9 protein-coding genes and 1 pseudogene are annotated in these 16,277 nt (G+C 65.2%); 4 read left to right on the top strand and 6 right to left on the bottom strand.

Annotated features, from left to right (window positions below):
• Positions 1-122 precede the first annotated feature (122 nt).
• Positions 123-3,302, top strand: coding sequence for a DUF3427 domain-containing protein (locus ABS45_RS14460; protein ID WP_291556527.1), 3,180 nt, complete (start codon positions 123-125; stop codon positions 3,300-3,302).
• Positions 3,303-3,505: 203 nt separating this feature from the next.
• Positions 3,506-4,717: an MFS transporter gene (locus ABS45_RS14455; RefSeq protein WP_291556525.1), complete on the top strand. Its 1,212-nt coding sequence runs from the start codon at positions 3,506-3,508 to the stop codon at positions 4,715-4,717.
• An 87-nt stretch (positions 4,718-4,804) separates the two neighbouring features.
• On the opposite strand, the gene ABS45_RS14450 is transcribed toward ABS45_RS14455, so the two are convergent.
• Both ABS45_RS14450 and ABS45_RS14445 read right to left on the bottom strand, forming a co-directional pair.
• The gene (locus tag ABS45_RS14450) at positions 4,805-5,335 is read right to left on the bottom strand and encodes a DUF2939 domain-containing protein (RefSeq protein ID WP_291556524.1); all 531 of its coding nucleotides are present in this window, start codon (positions 5,333-5,335) and stop codon (positions 4,805-4,807) included.
• A gap of 159 nt (positions 5,336-5,494) precedes the next feature.
• Complete coding sequence (locus ABS45_RS14445; protein ID WP_291556522.1) at positions 5,495-7,774, bottom strand: nitric-oxide reductase large subunit; 2,280 nt, start codon at positions 7,772-7,774, stop codon at positions 5,495-5,497.
• A 242-nt stretch (positions 7,775-8,016) separates the two neighbouring features.
• Between ABS45_RS14445 and norR the strand changes: the two genes are divergently transcribed.
• Positions 8,017-9,573 carry a nitric oxide reductase transcriptional regulator NorR gene (gene norR, locus ABS45_RS14440; protein ID WP_291556520.1) on the top strand — a complete coding sequence of 519 codons (1,557 nt, stop codon included), beginning with the start codon at positions 8,017-8,019 and terminating at the stop codon, positions 9,571-9,573.
• 91 nt (positions 9,574-9,664) lie between these two features.
• Positions 9,665-10,273 carry a TMEM175 family protein gene (locus tag ABS45_RS14435; protein WP_291556518.1) on the top strand — a complete coding sequence of 203 codons (609 nt, stop codon included), beginning with the start codon at positions 9,665-9,667 and terminating at the stop codon, positions 10,271-10,273.
• Between the two features lie 6 nt (positions 10,274-10,279).
• Here ABS45_RS14435 and ABS45_RS14430 read toward each other — a convergent pair whose 3' ends face one another.
• The 4 genes and pseudogenes from ABS45_RS14430 to ABS45_RS14415 form a co-directional block, all read right to left on the bottom strand.
• Positions 10,280-12,448 carry a 3-hydroxyacyl-CoA dehydrogenase NAD-binding domain-containing protein gene (locus tag ABS45_RS14430; protein WP_291556516.1) on the bottom strand — a complete coding sequence of 723 codons (2,169 nt, stop codon included), beginning with the start codon at positions 12,446-12,448 and terminating at the stop codon, positions 10,280-10,282.
• Positions 12,449-12,460: 12 nt separating this feature from the next.
• Positions 12,461-13,666 (bottom strand): acetyl-CoA C-acetyltransferase, encoded by a 1,206-nt coding sequence (locus ABS45_RS14425; protein ID WP_291556514.1) that lies wholly within the window; start codon positions 13,664-13,666, stop codon positions 12,461-12,463.
• A 178-nt stretch (positions 13,667-13,844) separates the two neighbouring features.
• On the bottom strand, positions 13,845-15,011 hold the full coding sequence (locus ABS45_RS14420) for an acyl-CoA dehydrogenase family protein (protein ID WP_291556512.1): 1,167 nt from the start codon (positions 15,009-15,011) through the stop codon (positions 13,845-13,847).
• 114 nt (positions 15,012-15,125) lie between these two features.
• A pseudogene (locus tag ABS45_RS14415) lies at positions 15,126-16,273 on the bottom strand (ABC transporter substrate-binding protein).
• Positions 16,274-16,277 lie beyond the last annotated feature (4 nt).

Genomic DNA, 16,277 nt, shown 5'->3' with positions numbered 1-16,277 from the left:
CTGAGGGTTCTTCGCCAAGCGACAGGCATGGGATCGCCATAGCACTTTGGCCGTGTGCTTGCAGCGCGCATTCGCCTTGACACAGTGTCGTTAGTGCCAGACGAGGCGCTAACAACTTTGGTTTGGCGTTGATTGCTGCCGAAGGTGGTGCAAGATTGGAGTGGTTGTCGATCTTGTTTATCACCATGCCACTGCCTGAAGGCCTTTATGACTTGTTGATTACCGAATCCCTGCGCGGTGAAATTGCCGAGGGGCAAAGTGTGCTGCAGGCACTCCCCGCAGGTGAGTTCGCGCAACGTCTCGGGGAAGCGCTGGCGCAGCAACTCGCACGCATTCTTGACGGCATTGATGGCGTAGCGAGCGAGCGACTACGCCAGCAGTTGCAGTTGGTCAACGCGCTTTTGTTGTACACGCGTGAGCACTTGGCCCGCACGGTGGAGGTTGACCCATTGTGTGCGCCAGTACAAGTTCTGAAGGCCATCCATCGTAGTGGTACCGCGCCGGAGGCGCCGCATACTGGATTGGCACTGCCCTGGCTCTTCACTGCGGGAAAGGGCTCGCCTTCGCTGTTGCATGAATTGCGCCGCGAACTTGCCGCGTGTGACCAAGTGGATATTTTGGTCAGTTTTATTACCCATTCTGGCGTGCGCAAGTTGCTTGACGTTTTGCAAAGCGCCACGGCCCTGGGTGCTAGGGGTACGCCGCGCACGCGACTGCGCATCTTGACGACTACCTACACCGGAGCTACGGAGATCCGTGCTCTAGATGAACTGGCGGCCCTGCCGGGTTGCGAGATCCGCATTTCCCTCGATGGACGACGCACGCGCTTGCATGCCAAAGCCTGGTTGTTTCAGCGTGCAAGCGGTTTTGGCTCGGCCTATGTGGGCAGCGCCAATCTGTCGGGTGCTGCCTTGATGGGTGGGCTTGAATGGACGGTGAAGTTCACCGAACGTGGTCAAGCGGCTTTGTTTGAGCATGCCAAGGCGCATTTCGAAACCCTGTGGGAAGACAACGAATTTCAACGCTACGACCCTGCTAATCCGCAGCATCGGCGCGCACTGGGGGAAGCTTTACAGCGCGAGGCGGGCAGTGAACCATTGGCTAGACCGACTTTCTTCGATTTGCAGCCGAAGCGTTATCAGCAGGAAATGCTGGAACAGCTGCAAATCGAGCGCGAACATGGGCGCTGGCGTAACCTGTTGGTAGCCGCCACCGGTACTGGCAAGACAGTGGTTGCCGCGTTTGACTACCGACATACCTGTGAGCAGACCGGCGGGCGTCCGCGCTTGCTCTTCGTTGCACACCGAGCGCAGATCTTGCAACAGGCCCTGCGAACCTATCGTGAGGTATTACGCGATCACGGCTTTGGTGAACTTCTGGCTGAAGGCGCAGTGCCGGCACAACACGACCACTTGTTTGCCACGATTGACAGCATCACCAGCCGCGACCTCGTGGCGCAGCATGGCTCCAGCTATTGGCACAGCGTGGTGGTCGATGAATGCCATCGACTGGCGGCGGACCGATTCGACGCCTTCGTCACCACCGTGCGGCCGAAAATTTTGCTGGGCTTGACGGCGACTCCCGAGCGCAGTGACGGCAAACCCATTCTTGGCTACTTTAATAACCGGCCCGATGGCTCACCTGCGGTGGAGTTGCGCCTGTGGCATGCACTTGATCTGCAACTGCTTTGTCCGTTCGAGTATTACGCTTGCGACGACGAGACCGATTTTTCTGAAGTGCCGTGGGAACAGCCGGGGGAGCTGGTGGCGGTGGATCGTCTGGTCACGGGCAACGATGTGCGTGCTCGCTTGGTTCTGCAGGAATGGGTGCGGTTGGCAGATGATCCGCGCCGTGGCCGGGCACTGCTGTTTTGCGTTTCGGTCGCTCATGCCGAGTTCATGACAGACAAGCTCAATGCAGCTGGCATCAAAGCGGTTTGCGTGGTGGGGACGACGCCAAGCGATGTGCGCCGCAGCGCACCGGCTCGCTTGGAGCGCGGCGAAATTGCGGCCATTGTTACCTGCGATCTCTACAACGAGGGCGTCGATTTGCCCTTGGTGGACACCTTGCTGCTGCTGCGCCCTACGCAGAGCCCGGTGCTGTTTCAACAGCAAATTGGTCGTGGCCTGCGTCTTGCGTCAGGCAAGGAGAGTTGTCTCGTGCTCGACTTCGTAGGGCAGCACCGCCGTGAATTTCGCTTTGACCGACTACTGTCTTCCATCACCGGCTTGTCACGCGGACAGCTTGCTGATGCGGTGGAACATGGGTTTGGGCAGTTGCCGCCGGGGTGCCATATCCAGCTGCAGCGCAAGACACGTGAACAGGTGCTGGCCAGCTTGCGCCAGTTGACCCAGCTCAACTGGCGCCGCCTGTGTGCAGAACTGCAAACCTATGCGGTGCTGCGGGGTCGGCAAGCGGTGTCGTTAGCGGATTTTGTGCGCGAGCAAGCCATCGAGTTGGAAGACATCTATCGCATCAGCGGCAACTCCGGTTGGACACGCCTTAAGCGCGATGCGGGTCTCATGACTGGCGAGGTGAGCGAAGAGCAGGACAAGCAGGGGAGGCGGTTCGCCCATCTATTGCATTGGGACGAAGCCGAGCGCATCGATCAGTTGTGGCACGTGAGCGAAGCGCGCGCCAGTTACCAGGTGAAGACGTCCCGCGAACAAACCTTGTTGCAGATGCTGGCCTACCAGATCGATACGAGTTCGCGGGCCATCGACGCTCAAGAGTTTTTGATTCGCCTTGCGAGATTCCCTGAGCTATGCGCGGAGCTGGGCGAATTGGCACAGATGCTTTCCTCGCGTCAGCTTCGGCCGGCGACGGCACTGCCGGGACTGGAGGACGTGCCTCTGACGCTGCATGGCAGCTATGGGGTGCGCGAAATCCTTACGGCTGTCGGCTGGCTTCACGGCAAGCGGCGTATTCCCTTTCAGGCGGGCGTGCTTGCCTTATCCGAGCGCAAGGTGGAACTGCTTTTTGTCACGTTGGACAAGCGTGAGGGCTATCACGAACGTATCGCGTACCACGACTATGCGATTAGCCCCGAGCGTTTTCATTGGCAGTCTCAAAATTCTGCGGGCCCTGATACTGCGGCGGGACAGCGCTACCTGAATAGCCCTGCCAATGGTTGGAGCTTCCAGCTCTTCGTGCGCCGTCGCAAGGGCACGCCTTACCGAGCGTGTGGCCCGGTGGTACTGGAGCGGGCAGAGGGTAGCAAACCCATGTCCGTGCACTGGAGGCTGCAGCAACCGCTGCCAATCACGTTGTTTCAAGAGTTCAGTGTTCTGAGGGATGCATAAGCCACAGGGTGGGCAGGGTCAGGTGGTCAGCATAGGGCGTGATCAGCTGCCCGCCCCGCGTGTTGCCGCGCCTACTTCGAAGTCCTGGCCACTTGCCGTGTGGTAACGTTGTCGCCGTCAAGCGATGCAGATACATCGTCGCGGGAACAGTGACTCCTTCCAAGGCGCCGCTGGCTCAAAGCGCGGACAATCGCCGCTTCCCCATGCCTTCCTCCCCCGAAGAATTCAGCCTGCGCCGCATGGCCATCCCGGCGTTTGGCCCCTCGCTCATGTTCGGCCTGTGCGAGGGAACCATCCTGCCGGTGCTGGCGCTCAGCGCCCGGGCGCTGGGGGCAAGCCTGGCGGCGGCGGGGCTGATCGTGGCGCTGATCGGTCTGGGCTCGCTGCTGGCCAACGTGCCGGCGGCGTGGCTCGCGACGCGCTTTGGCGAGCGGCGCGCGATGGTGGGCGCCGCGGCGTTCGCGCTGGCGGCGCTGGTGCTGTGTCTCGTGGCGCGGCGGGCCTGGGTACTGGGCCTGGGTGTCTTCATGGTGGGGCTGGCGCGGGCGGTGTTCATGCTGGCGCGCCAGAGCTTCCTCGTCGAGGCCGCGCCCGTGCACCTGCGCGCGCGCGCCATGGCCCTGCTGGGCGGCGTGCACCGCATCGGCATGTTTGCCGGGCCCTTCCTGGGCGCGGCCTTCATCCACTGGCTGGGGCTGCCCGGAGCCTACTGGGCGGCGCTCATCGTGATGGTGGCCACCGGCGCGCTGTCACTGCTGGTGCCTGATCTGGCAGCGAAGGCGGCGGCCGAAGGCGAGTCGGCCGGCCAAGTGCCTGGAGCGCTCGCGATGCTGCACACGCACAGGCATGTTCTGCTCACGCTGGGCGTGGCGACGTCTTTGGTGGCGGCCATCCGCGCCTGCCGCCAGGTGGTGATTCCGCTCTGGGCCAGCCACATCGGTCTGGATGCGGCCACCACCTCGCTGATCTACGGCCTGATGGGCGCGGTGGACACGCTGCTGTTCTACCCCGCCGGGCGGGTGATGGACCAGCGCGGGCGTCTGGCGGTGACGTTGCCGAGCATGCTGGTGATGGGCACCAGCCTGCTGTTGATGCCGCTGTCCACCGGCTTTGACAGCTTGCTGGCGGTCAGCCTGTTGCTGGGCGTGGGCAACGGCATGGGCGCGGGCATCGTGCTGACGATTGGTGCCGATGCGTCGCCGGTGGTTGGGCGCACGCAGTTTCTCGGCATCTGGCGCGTGATCACCGACATCGGCGGTGGCGGCGGGCCGCTGCTGCTCTCGGGCCTGACGGCTCTGATCACGCTGGCGGGTGGCATCCTTGCCATTGGCGGCATGGGCTTTGCCGCCGCCTGGATGTTCTGGCGCTGGCTGCCGCGTGGCATCGCGGTGAAGGCGGACGCACGCGCGCGTTGACGGCAGTTCGGGTGGGCGCAGCGCTACGCCGTGCAAGCGTCTCGCCGGTGGCCATGACAAAAATCTCTGGTCGGTCGGTTGGGGCCTTCACTGCCCCGGCAGCACGACGGCCGTGAGCTTCCAGCCCAGGCCGCGCCGGCGCAGTACGAATTCGGCGGCGCCCGTCCGCCCGCGCGGGCGAACGATGAAGGTGTCGAGCGTGCTGTACGCCATGCTGGCGCCGGCGAGTGGCTGCTCGTCCGTGCCTTGCGGCTTTGGCGTAGCCTGGCGCGTGTCGGCATCGGGTGTGCGGTTGCTCATGAGGGCGATCACGCCCGCAGGCGTCACGTACCAGTCGACCGCCTTGTCTACGACCGCACCCGCCAGTGGCGCGACGAGCGCGGCCAGCGGGTTGTCGCTCGCGCCAGCGCCATCCGTCATCTTGCGCATCAGGCGCGCATGGAGTTGGTCCTTGAGGCTTTGGCGCACGCTGTCGAAGTCCACATGCTCGGCCAGCGCCGCGTCGTCGTGCGCCTCGGCGGCGCTCTTGATTTGATAGACCGTGATCCACGGCGCGGCGACAAGATAGGCCAGCACCAGGGCGGCGACGGCGCCGAGCGCGATGAGTTTGCGGTTCATGGTTTTCCCGGGTGGTCCGCACGCCTGGGTGTCGGGCGCGTGCAAGGCCCGCAGAATACCGCCACGGCGGCGCTTGTGAGCGCCCGCGAAAAAGCCCGGCCTTGGCCGGGCTCAGGTCGCTGGCGGGCCGCGGCTTGCGCGGCCCGAGGGTGACCAGGCTCAGGACGCGGCGCTCTGCAGCTTGGTGCGCGGCGCGGTGGCGCCGAGGTTGAACACGCCGAGCACCACCTGCCAGGCCATCGCCAGCGCGCCGATGATGAACACCACGTCGCCATAGGTGCGAACCCAGCGCAGTTGCTGCAGCAGCGGCTGTTGCATGAACTCTTCGCTGCGCGCCCACCACAGGCCTTCGCTGACGCTGGCGCTGAACTGGATCAGGCCGATCGGCAGCAGGCTGGTGACGATCATCAGCACCAGGCCGCCGTTGAGGCCCCAGAACGCGGTTTTCATCAGGCGCTCGCTGAAGACGAGTTGCGGGCGGATGTAGCGCAGCACCAGCAGCGTGAAGCCCAGCGCCAGGAAGCCGTAGACCCCGAACAGCGCGGCGTGCGCATGCACCGGCGTGGTGTTCAGGCCCTGGATGTAGTACAACGAAATCGGCGGGTTGATCATGAAGCCGAAGACGCCCGCGCCCAGCATGTTCCAGAACGCGACGGTGACGAAGGCGAGCAGCGGCCACTTGAGGTTTTCCATCCACGGCGCGCGCGACTTCAGGCGCCACTGCGACCAGGCCTCGTGTCCGAGCACGATCAGCGGCACGACTTCCAGCGCGCTGAACGCGGCGCCGACGGCCATCACCGGCGTGGTGGTGCCCGCGAAGTACAGGTGGTGGAAGGTACCCGGAATGCCGCCCAGGAGGAACAGCGAGGCCGAGGCCAAGCTAGCCGTGGTGGCCATGCTGCGCGAGACCAGGCCCATGCTGCTGAAGACGAAGGCCAGCGCCGTGGTGGCAAACACTTCGAAGAAGCCCTCCACCCACAGGTGCACCACCCACCAGCGCCAGTACTCCATTACCGACAGGTGGGTGCGCTCGCCGTAGAACAGCCCCGCGCCGTAGAACAGGCCGATTGCGCCGACCGAGGCGGTGAGCAGCGCCAGCAGGTTCTTGTCCTCGCCACTCTTTTTGAACAGCGCCGGCAGCACGCCGCGCAGCATCAGCACCAGCCAGAACAGGATGCCGGCCCATTTGAGGATCTGCCACAGGCGCCCGAGGTCGACGAACTCATAGCCCTGGTGGCCGAGCCAGAAGCTCCATTCGGCCGGAAGCTGGTGCGCCAGTGCGAGGTAGTTGCCGACGAAGGAGCCGACGCACACGACCACCAGTGCCCAGAACAGGATGTCGACGCCGAGTTTCTGGTACTTCGGGTCCTTGCCGCCATTGATGATGGGTGCCAGGAACAGGCCGACGGCCAGAAAGCCGGTGGCGATCCAGAACAGCGCGCTCTGGATGTGCCAGGTGCGCGTGAGTGCATACGGGAACCACTGCGAGACGTCGATGCCGTAGAACTGCTGGCCCTCGACCGTGTAGTGCGCGGTGAATCCGCCGATGAACACCTGGAAGATGAACAGCCCGACAACCAGGAACAGGTATTTGCCCAGCGCGCGCTGCGAGGGCGTGAGGCCGAAGCGCGTGAGCGGGTCGTGCGCCGGTGGCGTCGGATCGCTCTCGTCGTGCTTGCCCAGGAACGACCAACCCCAGACGAGAAAACCCACGCCCGCGAGCAGCACGACGACGCTGACCACCGACCAGACGACGTTCTCGCTGCTGGGCACGTTGCCGATCAGCGGCTCGTGCGGCCAGTTGTTGGTGTAGGTGACCTTGCTGTTCGGGCGTTCGGTGGCGGCGGCCCAGGCGGTCCAGAAGAAGAACTGCGTGAGCTGCTCGCGGCGTTCGGCAGAGGGCAACGTGTCTTCCTTCATCGCAAAGTGCTCACGGCTCTTTTGCAGCGACGGATCGGCCGAGAACAGGCGCTGGTAGTAATCCGCGGTCTGCGCGATCGCCTGCGCGCGCCGTTCACTGACGTGCAGCGTGTTGCTGGCGTCCACGCCGTCACCGCGGTACTCGGCCTTGAGCTCGGCGCGCAGCGCGCCCTGCTGGTAGCCGGTGATCTCCGCATACGGCTTGCCGTAGTACTCCTGCGCGCCCAAGTCCAGCCAGGCGCTGAGCTCACGGTGCAGCCAGTCGGCCGTCCAGTCGGGTGCCTGGTAGGCGCCGTGGCCCCAGATCGAGCCCAGCTGCATGCCGCCGACCGACTGCCAGGCGGTCTGGCCGTCGAGGATGTCCTTTTCGGTGAACAGCTTCTTGCCGCTGTCGGTCACCACTTGCGTGGGGATGGGCGGCGCGGAGCGGTAGATGTCCACGCCAAAATAGCCCAGCAGCGAGAACATCACGATGCAAAGGCCGATCAGGGTGAACCAGTGTTTTTTGTACTGTCCCATGGTGAAGGTCTTTCTTGGTGGAATCGGCGGCGCGCTTTCACTGAAGGCGCGTGCGAGGAGTGGGTTGGCGTGGTGCCGGGCTATGGGTGCCTGGGTGCATGGGTATGACTCCGTTTGGATGAAACATAGGTATTTACCCTTGGTTTATACCGGAATTTCCAGACAAAAAATCGGAATTTCAGGAATACAACGGTATAAAATACCGTTTAAATAACGGTTATTAATACCAAAAAATAGTCAAAATGACCTTGTTTTCGGTCTCCGTACAACTGCTTTCCGACCTCTCTGTCGAGCTGCCGGCCGCCGTGCGCCAGCAGCGGTTGGTGGAGTTGCTGTCCGACCATTTCGGCTGCGGCGCGGTGGCGCTGCTCAGTCTGGACGCAGAGGCCGACGTGCTGCGGCCCGAGGCGATCGTCGGCCTGTCGTCCGACACGCTGGGGCGGCGTTTTGCGCTGGCGCAGCATCCGCGCCTCGCCGCCATCCTGCGACGCAGTGATGTGACACGCTTTCCGCACGACAGTCCGCTGCCCGACCCCTACGATGGGCTGCTTGCCGAGCGCCCGGACGAGCCGCTGCGGGTGCACGACTGCATGGGCATTGCGCTCGAAGTCGAAGGCAGGCCCTGGGGCGTGCTGACGCTCGATGCGCTCACCACCGGCAGCTTCGATGACGACGCGCAGCACCAGCTCACGCAGTTGCTGCCGCTGCTCCAGGCGGTGGTGCGCGTGGGACATCTGGAAGCGGCGCTGCGCGCGGCCGCGCAATCGGTGGGCGCGCCGCTGCCGGGCGTGCGCGACACCGCCCCGGACCGCGGCCTGCTGGGCGACAGCGACGCGATGCAGTTGCTGCTGCATGAGCTGGCCGTGGTGGCCGAAACCGACATGCCGGTGCTGCTGCTGGGCGAGACCGGCGTTGGCAAGGAGTTGCTGGCGCAGCAGCTGCATGCGCTCTCGCGCCGCAGCGCGCTGCCGCTGGTGCATGTGAACTGCGCGGCGCTGCCCGAGGCCCTGGCCGAGGGCGAGCTCTACGGTCATCTGCGTGGCGCTTTCCCCGGCGCGCTGCAGGATCGCCTGGGCCGGGTCGAGGCGGCCGACGGCGGTACGCTGCTGCTGGAGGAGGTGGGCGAGCTGCCACTGGCGGCGCAGGTGCGGCTGCTGCGTACGCTGCAGAACGCCGAGGCGCAGCGCCTGGGCGAGGCGACGCCGCGCAGCGTCGATGTGCGCGTGATCGCCACCACCAACCGCAGTCTGCGCGAGCTGGTGCAGACCGGGGCGTTTCGCGCCGATCTCTACCACCGGCTCTCGGTGTATCCGATACAGATTCCGCCGCTGCGCGAGCGCGGGCGCGACGTGCTGCTGCTGGCCGGGCGGCTGCTGGAAACCAACCGTGCGCGCCTGGGCCTGCGCAGCCTGCGCCTGTCCACCGAGGCCAAGCAGGCCCTGCGCCGCTACCGCTGGCCGGGCAATGTGCGCGAGCTGGAACAGGTGCTTGGCCGCGCCGCGCTCAAGGCGGTGAGCCGTGGCGCCAGTCGCACGGAAATCGTCACGCTGGGCGTCGAGTTGCTCGACCTGGATGAAGCGCCTTCCGACATCGGCGCGCAAGCCGCACCGGTGCCGGTGCAGGCCAAGGGTGTGGGCTCGCTGCGCGCGCGCGTGGAGGCCTGCCAACGCGCGGCGCTGACACAGGCGATGGCGGCGCACGGAGGGCGCTGGGCAGCGGCGGCGCGCGCGCTCGGCGTCGACGCGAGCAATCTGCAAAAGCTCGCCCGGCGGCTGAACTGGGAGCCGCCGCAGCGGTGAGCGCGGGCGCGTCTTTCCCTCTCGCTTTGCAGCAATATGGCGGCGCTGCGTTGATTTACAGTGCGCGATCGTATTCACCGCGAGAGCCACCATGACCGCATCGCCGCTGATCAGCAAGAGCCGACTGGAAGCACTCACCGATGGCGTCTATGCGGTGGCGCTCACGCTGCTGGCGCTCGATCTCAAGCTTGGAGCGCTGCCCGAACCGGCGGTGGCGTCGCTCGGTGCGGCGCTCGCGGCGCTGCTGCCCAAGGCGCTGGTCTGGGCGCTGAGTTTCTGGGTTGGAGCGCTGTTCTGGCTCGCGCAAAACCGCGTGCTGCGCCAGTACGAGGGGCTGGATCGGCCGGCGGCGCTGATCGAGCTGGTGCAGCTTGCGCTGATCACGCTGCTGCCGTTTTCCACCAGCGTGATTGGCGAGCATGGCGCCACCGGCATCGCCGCGCTGCTCTACAGCCTGCATCTGAGTGTGCTCGCGGCGCTCTCGCTCGCGCGCGTGCAGCGGCTGCGGCGTCACCCGTCGCTGCGTTCACCCACGGAGTTCGACGCAGTCGCCAACGATTTGCAGCGCCGGCGTGCGGCGGCGCTGTTCGCGTGCGCGCTGATGGCCGCGGCGCTGGCCTGGTGGCTGCCCGGCTGGAACATGTTCGCGCTGCTGGGCATCCTGCTGCGCAGGCCGGCCGAGCGCATCGCGCGCGGCTGACGGGCCTCAGTAGCGCGGCTCGTGCGCGCGTATCGCATCGCGCGTGCGAGCGTCCAGCGCAAACCCCGCGCCGTGCGCCTTTGCCAGTTCATCTGCGCGGATGAGAAACGCATCCACCCCCATGCCGTAGATGAACTGCATCGCGCCACCCGTCCAGGCGGGGAAGCCGATGCCGAAGATCGAGCCGATGTTGGCGTCGTGCACGTTGGTCAGCACGCCCTCGGAGAGGCAGCGCGCGGTTTCGACCGCCTGGCGCCAGAGGATGCGGTCTTGAATCTCGCGCACATCCCAGGCGAGTCCGGGCTTTTCGAACAGGGGTTTGAGCTCACCCCACAGGTGCTTCTTGCCGCCCTCGGGGTAGTCGTAAAAGCCGCTGCCTGCGGCGCGGCCCGGACGCTTCAGTTCCTTGACCATGCGCTCGACCAGCAATTCGCCCGCCGTGGCCGTGTAGCTCTTGCCCTCGGCGGCGAAGTCGGCGCGGGTCTGCTCCATCACGTGCACGCTCAAGGACAGCGCGGTCTCGTCGAGCACCGCCAGCGGCCCCACCGGCATGCCGATCTGCATCGCGGCGTTTTCGATCACCGGTGCGGGGATGCCTTCAGCGAGCATGGTCGCGCCCTCCATCACGAAGGTGCCGAAGGTGCGGCTGGTGTAAAAACCGCGCGAGTCGTTGACCACGATGGGCGTCTTGCCCAGCGCCTGCACGTAGTCGAACGCCCGCGCCACGGTGGCGTCGCTGGTCTGCTTGCCGCGGATGATTTCCACGAGCTGCATCTTGTCCACCGGGCTGAAGAAGTGAATGCCGATGAATTTCTCGGGTGCGCGGCTGGCGGTGGCCAGCCCCGTGATCGGCAGCGTCGAGGTGTTGCTCGCGAAAAAGCCCGTGGCGGCCAGCTGCGGCTCGGCCTCCTGCGTGACTTTGGCCTTCAAGTCGCGGTTTTCGAACACGGCTTCGATGATGAGGTCGCATCCGGCGAGATCCTTCGCATCGGCGCTTGGCGTGATGCGCGCCAGCAGTGCGTCGCATGCCTCGGCGCTCAATCGGCCCTGCTCCACGCGCTTGGTGGCGAGGCGGGTAGAGTAGGCCTTGCCGTGTTCGGCCTTGTCCATGCTCACGTCCTTGAGCACGGTGGCGATGCCTTTGCTTGCCTGCGCCCACGCGATGCCCGCGCCCATCATGCCCGCGCCCAGGATGCCGACCCTGACGAGCTTGAAGCGCTCAGGCGAGGCGGGGCGCGACTTGCCGCTCTTGATCGCGTTCAGGTCGAAGAAGAAGGTGTTGATCATCGCGTGCGCGACCGGGCTCGTCATCAGACGGGCGAGGTAGCGGCTTTCGATGCGCAGCGCGGTGTCAAAGTCGACGATCGCGCCTTCCACCATCGCGGCCAGTGCCGCCTCGGGCGCGGGGTAGCGCCCGCGCGTGGTCTTGCGCAGCATCGCGGGCGCGACGGCCAGGCCGGCGGCGATCTTCGGGTTGGCGGGCGTGCCGCCGGGGATCTTGGTGCCCTTCTCATCCCAGGGCTGGTGCGATTGGGGGTGCGCGGCGATCCAGGTCAGCGCGGCGGGCAGCAGGTCTTGCGCGTTCGCGACCAGCGCATGCACCAGGCCCAGCTCCTTGGCCTTTTGCGGGTTGAAGAGCTTGCCTTCGAGCAGATACGGCTGCGCGCCCATCAGGCCGAGCAGGCGCACCATCTTGGTGATGCCGCTGGCACCGGGGATCAGGCCCAGCGTGACTTCGGGCAGGCCGAGCTGGATCTTCGCGTCGTCGACGGCGATGCGGTGATGACCGATCAGCGCCACCTCCCATCCCCCGCCCAGCGCCGCGCCGTTGAGGCAGCTGACGATCGGCAGACCCAGGGTTTCGAGCGCGCGCATCTGCTTTTTCAGGCGCTCTATGCCCTCGAAGGCCTGCGGCGCATCAGCCGCGGTGAGGCGCATCACCGCCTTCAAATCCGCCCCGGCAAAAAAGGTCTTCTTGGCCGAGGCGAGCACCAGGCCCTTGAGGCCCGCGCCCAGCCGCTCGCGGTCGGCGAGCACCTGTGCCGTGAGGGTGACCATGTCGTCCTGCCAGCGCTGGCACATGGTGTTGACGGGGGAATCGGGCTCGTCGAAGGTGATGAGCGCGACCTGGCCCGAGCCCTGCGCGGCGATGAGTTCGTAGCGGATGGTTTGCATGTTCTGTCTCCCTCAGATGCGCTCGACGATGGTGGCAATGCCCATGCCGCCGCCCACGCACAGCGTGACGAGGCCATAGCGCAACTGGCGCCGCTCCAGCTCGTCGATCAAGGTGCCCAGCAGCATCGCGCCGGTGGCGCCCAGCGGGTGGCCCATGGCGATCGCACCGCCGTTGACGTTGACCTTCTCGTGCGCCACCCCCATCTCGCGCATGAAGCGCATCGGCACGGCGGCAAAGGCCTCGTTCACTTCAAATAGGTCGATTTGATCGATGGTCATGCCCGCGCGGGCGAGCGCCTTGCGCGTGGCGGGCATCGGGCCGGTAAGCATGATGGTCGGGTCGTCGCCGCTCACGGCGGTGGCGACGATGCGCGCGCGCGGCTGGAGGCCGTGCGCCTTGGCGGCGGCCTCGCTGCCGATCAGCACGGCGGCCGCGCCATCGACGATGCCCGAGGCATTGCCCGCGTGGTGCACGTGGTGGATGCGCTCGACCTGCGGGTAGCGCTGCAGCGCGACCTGATCGAACCCCATGTCGCCGAGCTGCGCGAATGATGGCTTGAGCGCGGCCAGGCCCTCCATCGTCGTGTTTGGCTTGATGAATTCATCTTCGGCCAGGATCACCTGCCCGAGCGCGTCGCGCACCGGCACCACCGAGCGCTTGAACCAGCCTTGGGCGCGCGCGTGCGTGGCGCGTTTTTGCGATTCGAGCGCGAAGGCGTCCACGTCGCTGCGGCTGAATCCGTCCAGCGTCGCGATCAAATCCGCACCTATGCCCTGCGGCACGAACAGCGTTTGCAGATTGGTCTCGGGGTCTTGCGCCCAGGCGCCGCCGTCGCTGCCCAGCGGCACCCGGCTCATGCTCTCGACGCCACCGGCGACGACGAGGTCTTCCCAGCCACTCGCGACCTTTTGCGCCGCCAAGTTTACCGCCTCCAGCCCCGAGGCGCAGAAACGGTCGATCTGCAGCCCGGCGCAGGTCCAGGCCCAACCGGCCTTGAGCGCAGCGATCTTCGGTAAAACCGAGCCCTGCTCGCCCACCGGCGAGACGATGCCCATCACCACGTCATCGACCGCCGCGGTGTCAAAACCCTGGCGCGCCTGCAGCTCGTGCAGCAGGCCGACGGCCAGGTCGATCGGCTTGACTTCGTGCAGCGAGCCGTCCTTCTTGCCTTTGCCGCGCGGGGTGCGCAGGGCGTCGAATACGTAGGCGGTGGTCATGTGGAGTCTCCGTATGAAAATTGGCTCTGGCGCTTGCTGGATGTTCGGTAACAGCTATGCTTTTTGTATTTTCTCCTTCCCCCTCTGGGGGAAGGCAGGGATGGGGGCTGCGTGGTGAAAAGCTCGGTGCCGCGAGCCCCCACCCCCACCCTCTCCCAGAGGGGGAGGGAGTCCAGCATCAACGCGCGGGCAAACCCATGTTGCGCGAGATCAGTTCTTTCATGATTTCGTTGGTGCCGCCGTAGATGCGCTGCACGCGCGCGTCGGCCCAGGCGCGGGCGATCGGGTATTCCCACATGTAGCCGTAGCCGCCAAAGAGCTGCACGCAGCGGTCCATCACCTTGAATTGCAGGTCGCTCGTCCAGTACTTGGCCATGCTGGCAGTGGCGGTGTCAAGCTGGTTGTGCACCACCAGCTCGCAGCACTTGTCGACGAACACGCGCGCCACCTGCACCTCGGTCTGCATCTCGGCGAGTTCGTAACGCGTGTTCTGAAAGCTGGCGACATTGGTGCCAAAGACCTTGCGCTCCTTGACGTAGGCGAGCGTCCAGTCGATCGCGGCCTGCGCGGCGGCGACCGCGGTGATCGCGATCTGCAGGCGCTCCCACGGCAGCTGTTCCATCAGGCAGATGAAGCCCTTGCCCTGCATGGCAGCGCCCCCCAGCAGATTCTCGGCGGGCACCTTCACGTCGTTGAAGAAGAGCTCGGAGGTGTCTTGCGCCTTCATGCCGGCTTTCTTGAGGCGCTGGCCCTTCTCGAAACCCGGCATGCCGCGCTCTATCAGCAGCAGGCTGGTGCCCTTGGCGCCGGCGGCAGGGTCGGTCTTGGCGACGACGATGACGAGATCGGCGTGCCAGCCGTTGGTGATGAAGGTCTTGCTGCCGTTCACGACGTAGTGACTGCCATCCTGCGAGAGCGTGGCGCTGGTTTTGACGCCCTGCAGGTCGCTGCCCGCGCCGGGCTCGGTCATGGCGATCGCGCCCACCATCTCGCCACTGGCGAGCTTGGGCAGGTAGCGCTGTTTTTGCTCCTTGGTGCCGTAATGCAGGATGTAGGGCGCGACGATTTCGCTGTGCAAGCCAAAGCCTATTCCGGTGCAGCCCGCGCGCGCGATCTCTTCCATCTGCGCGACGGAGTACAGGCGATCGGCACCCGCACCGCCGTATTCCTCGGGCATGCTCAGGCACAGAAAGCCGTTGGCGCCCGCCTTGTTCCAGATGGCGCGGTCGACATAGCCGCGCTCTTCCCAGTCGGCGTGGTGCGGTGCGATTTCCTTTTCGATGAAGCGGCGAAAGCTCTCGGCAAACGCCTCGTGGTCGGGGTCAAGCAGCGTGCGTTCGATCATGGTGGATTTTTACCAAGCAGATGATTGGTCAAATTCTGGCAGCAGCACGGAAAAATGGAAGTCGCACAAACGACAAACCGCCCGCAGGCGGTTCGCAGGATGCACGGCCCGGGCTTACTTGGTGTGGTACTCCGAAACCACTTTCCATTTGCCGTCCTGTACCTGCGACAGGCGCCAGGCGGTGCTGCCCAGGTGCTTGGTCGCCGAGTAGGTGGCTGGGGCGCTGCCGAAGATGTCGGTCGGGAAGCTCATGCTTTCCATGGTCTTGATGAAACTGTCGGTCGTCAGGTTGGGCCCGGCCTTGGATGCGGCCTGCAGGAACATGTCCATCACGATGTAGCGTCCTCGTTGAACTTGGTCTTGTACTTGGTGGCCCAGAAGGCCAGCGGCTTGTTGCTCGCGTCATCGGTGTAGGGCACCTGCGCGGCCATCGTGGCGTACAGGCCATCCATCGCCTTGCCGGCGAGCTTGGGAATCAGCTCGCTGTAGGCGGCGGCCGAACCAAGGAACACCGGGTTGAAGCCCATCTTCTTGGCCGTGCCTATGGTGCCAATGGTTTCGCGGATGATGGTGCCCAGCGTCACCAGCTCGCAGCCCGCGGCCTTGGTCTTGGCGACCTGCGACGAGAAATCGGTGGCGCCACGCTTGAAGCTGGCCTTCTCGGTCAGCTGCATGCCCATGTCTTTCAGGCCATCTTCCGTGCCCTTGAGCACTTCCTCGCCGAACTCATCGTCCTGGTAGATGGTGCAGACCTTGGTGAGCTTTTTCTCCTTGACCATTTCCGGCACGGCTTCGCGGATCTGGTTGTAGTAGGGCGCGATAAAGGCGTAGGTCAGCGGGTTCAGCGGCTCATACATTTCGCGCGCGGCGGTGAGCGGCAGGAAGTTGATCACCTTCTTGGGGAACATCACCGGGAAGGTCGCGAGGTTGGCGGCCGTGCCGATGTGGCCGACGATGGCGAAGACCTTCTCCTGGTTCACCAGCTTCTGCGCCGCGAGCACCGCGCGCTTGGGGTCGTAGCCGTCGTCCTCGACCTTGAGCACGATCTTGCGGCCGTTGATGCCGCCTTGCTCGTTGGCCTCGTCCACGCGCAGCTGCATGCCGTCGCGCGCCTGCTTGCCGATTGCCGCGATCGGGCCGGAGAGGTCCTGGATGGTGGCCAGCTTGAGCTCGGTCTTGGTGACGCCCTGGTTTTGCGCCAGCGCCGATCCTGCAAAGCCCAGCGCGCAGGCCAGGGTCAGAAAACCGTATTTCGTCTGCATGGGG

This window comes from Comamonas sp. SCN 65-56, assembly GCF_001724135.1.
In the GTDB taxonomy this organism is placed as follows: Bacteria; Pseudomonadota; Gammaproteobacteria; order Burkholderiales; family Burkholderiaceae_C; genus Comamonas_C.
The sequence above is the reverse complement of the archived record's forward strand: the minus strand, read 5'-3'. Positions and strand labels throughout refer to the sequence as shown.

Coding starts and splice junctions, on each gene's coding strand:
- ABS45_RS14445 (WP_291556522.1), bottom strand. CDS start 7,774: ATGGGACAGTACAAAAAACACTGGTTCACCCTGATCGGCCTTTGCATC.
- ABS45_RS14435 (WP_291556518.1), top strand. CDS start 9,665: ATGACCGCATCGCCGCTGATCAGCAAGAGCCGACTGGAAGCACTCACC.
- ABS45_RS14420 (WP_291556512.1), bottom strand. CDS start 15,011: ATGATCGAACGCACGCTGCTTGACCCCGACCACGAGGCGTTTGCCGAG.
- norR (WP_291556520.1), top strand. CDS start 8,017: ATGACCTTGTTTTCGGTCTCCGTACAACTGCTTTCCGACCTCTCTGTC.
- ABS45_RS14430 (WP_291556516.1), bottom strand. CDS start 12,448: ATGCAAACCATCCGCTACGAACTCATCGCCGCGCAGGGCTCGGGCCAG.
- ABS45_RS14455 (WP_291556525.1), top strand. CDS start 3,506: ATGCCTTCCTCCCCCGAAGAATTCAGCCTGCGCCGCATGGCCATCCCG.
- ABS45_RS14425 (WP_291556514.1), bottom strand. CDS start 13,666: ATGACCACCGCCTACGTATTCGACGCCCTGCGCACCCCGCGCGGCAAA.
- ABS45_RS14450 (WP_291556524.1), bottom strand. CDS start 5,335: ATGAACCGCAAACTCATCGCGCTCGGCGCCGTCGCCGCCCTGGTGCTG.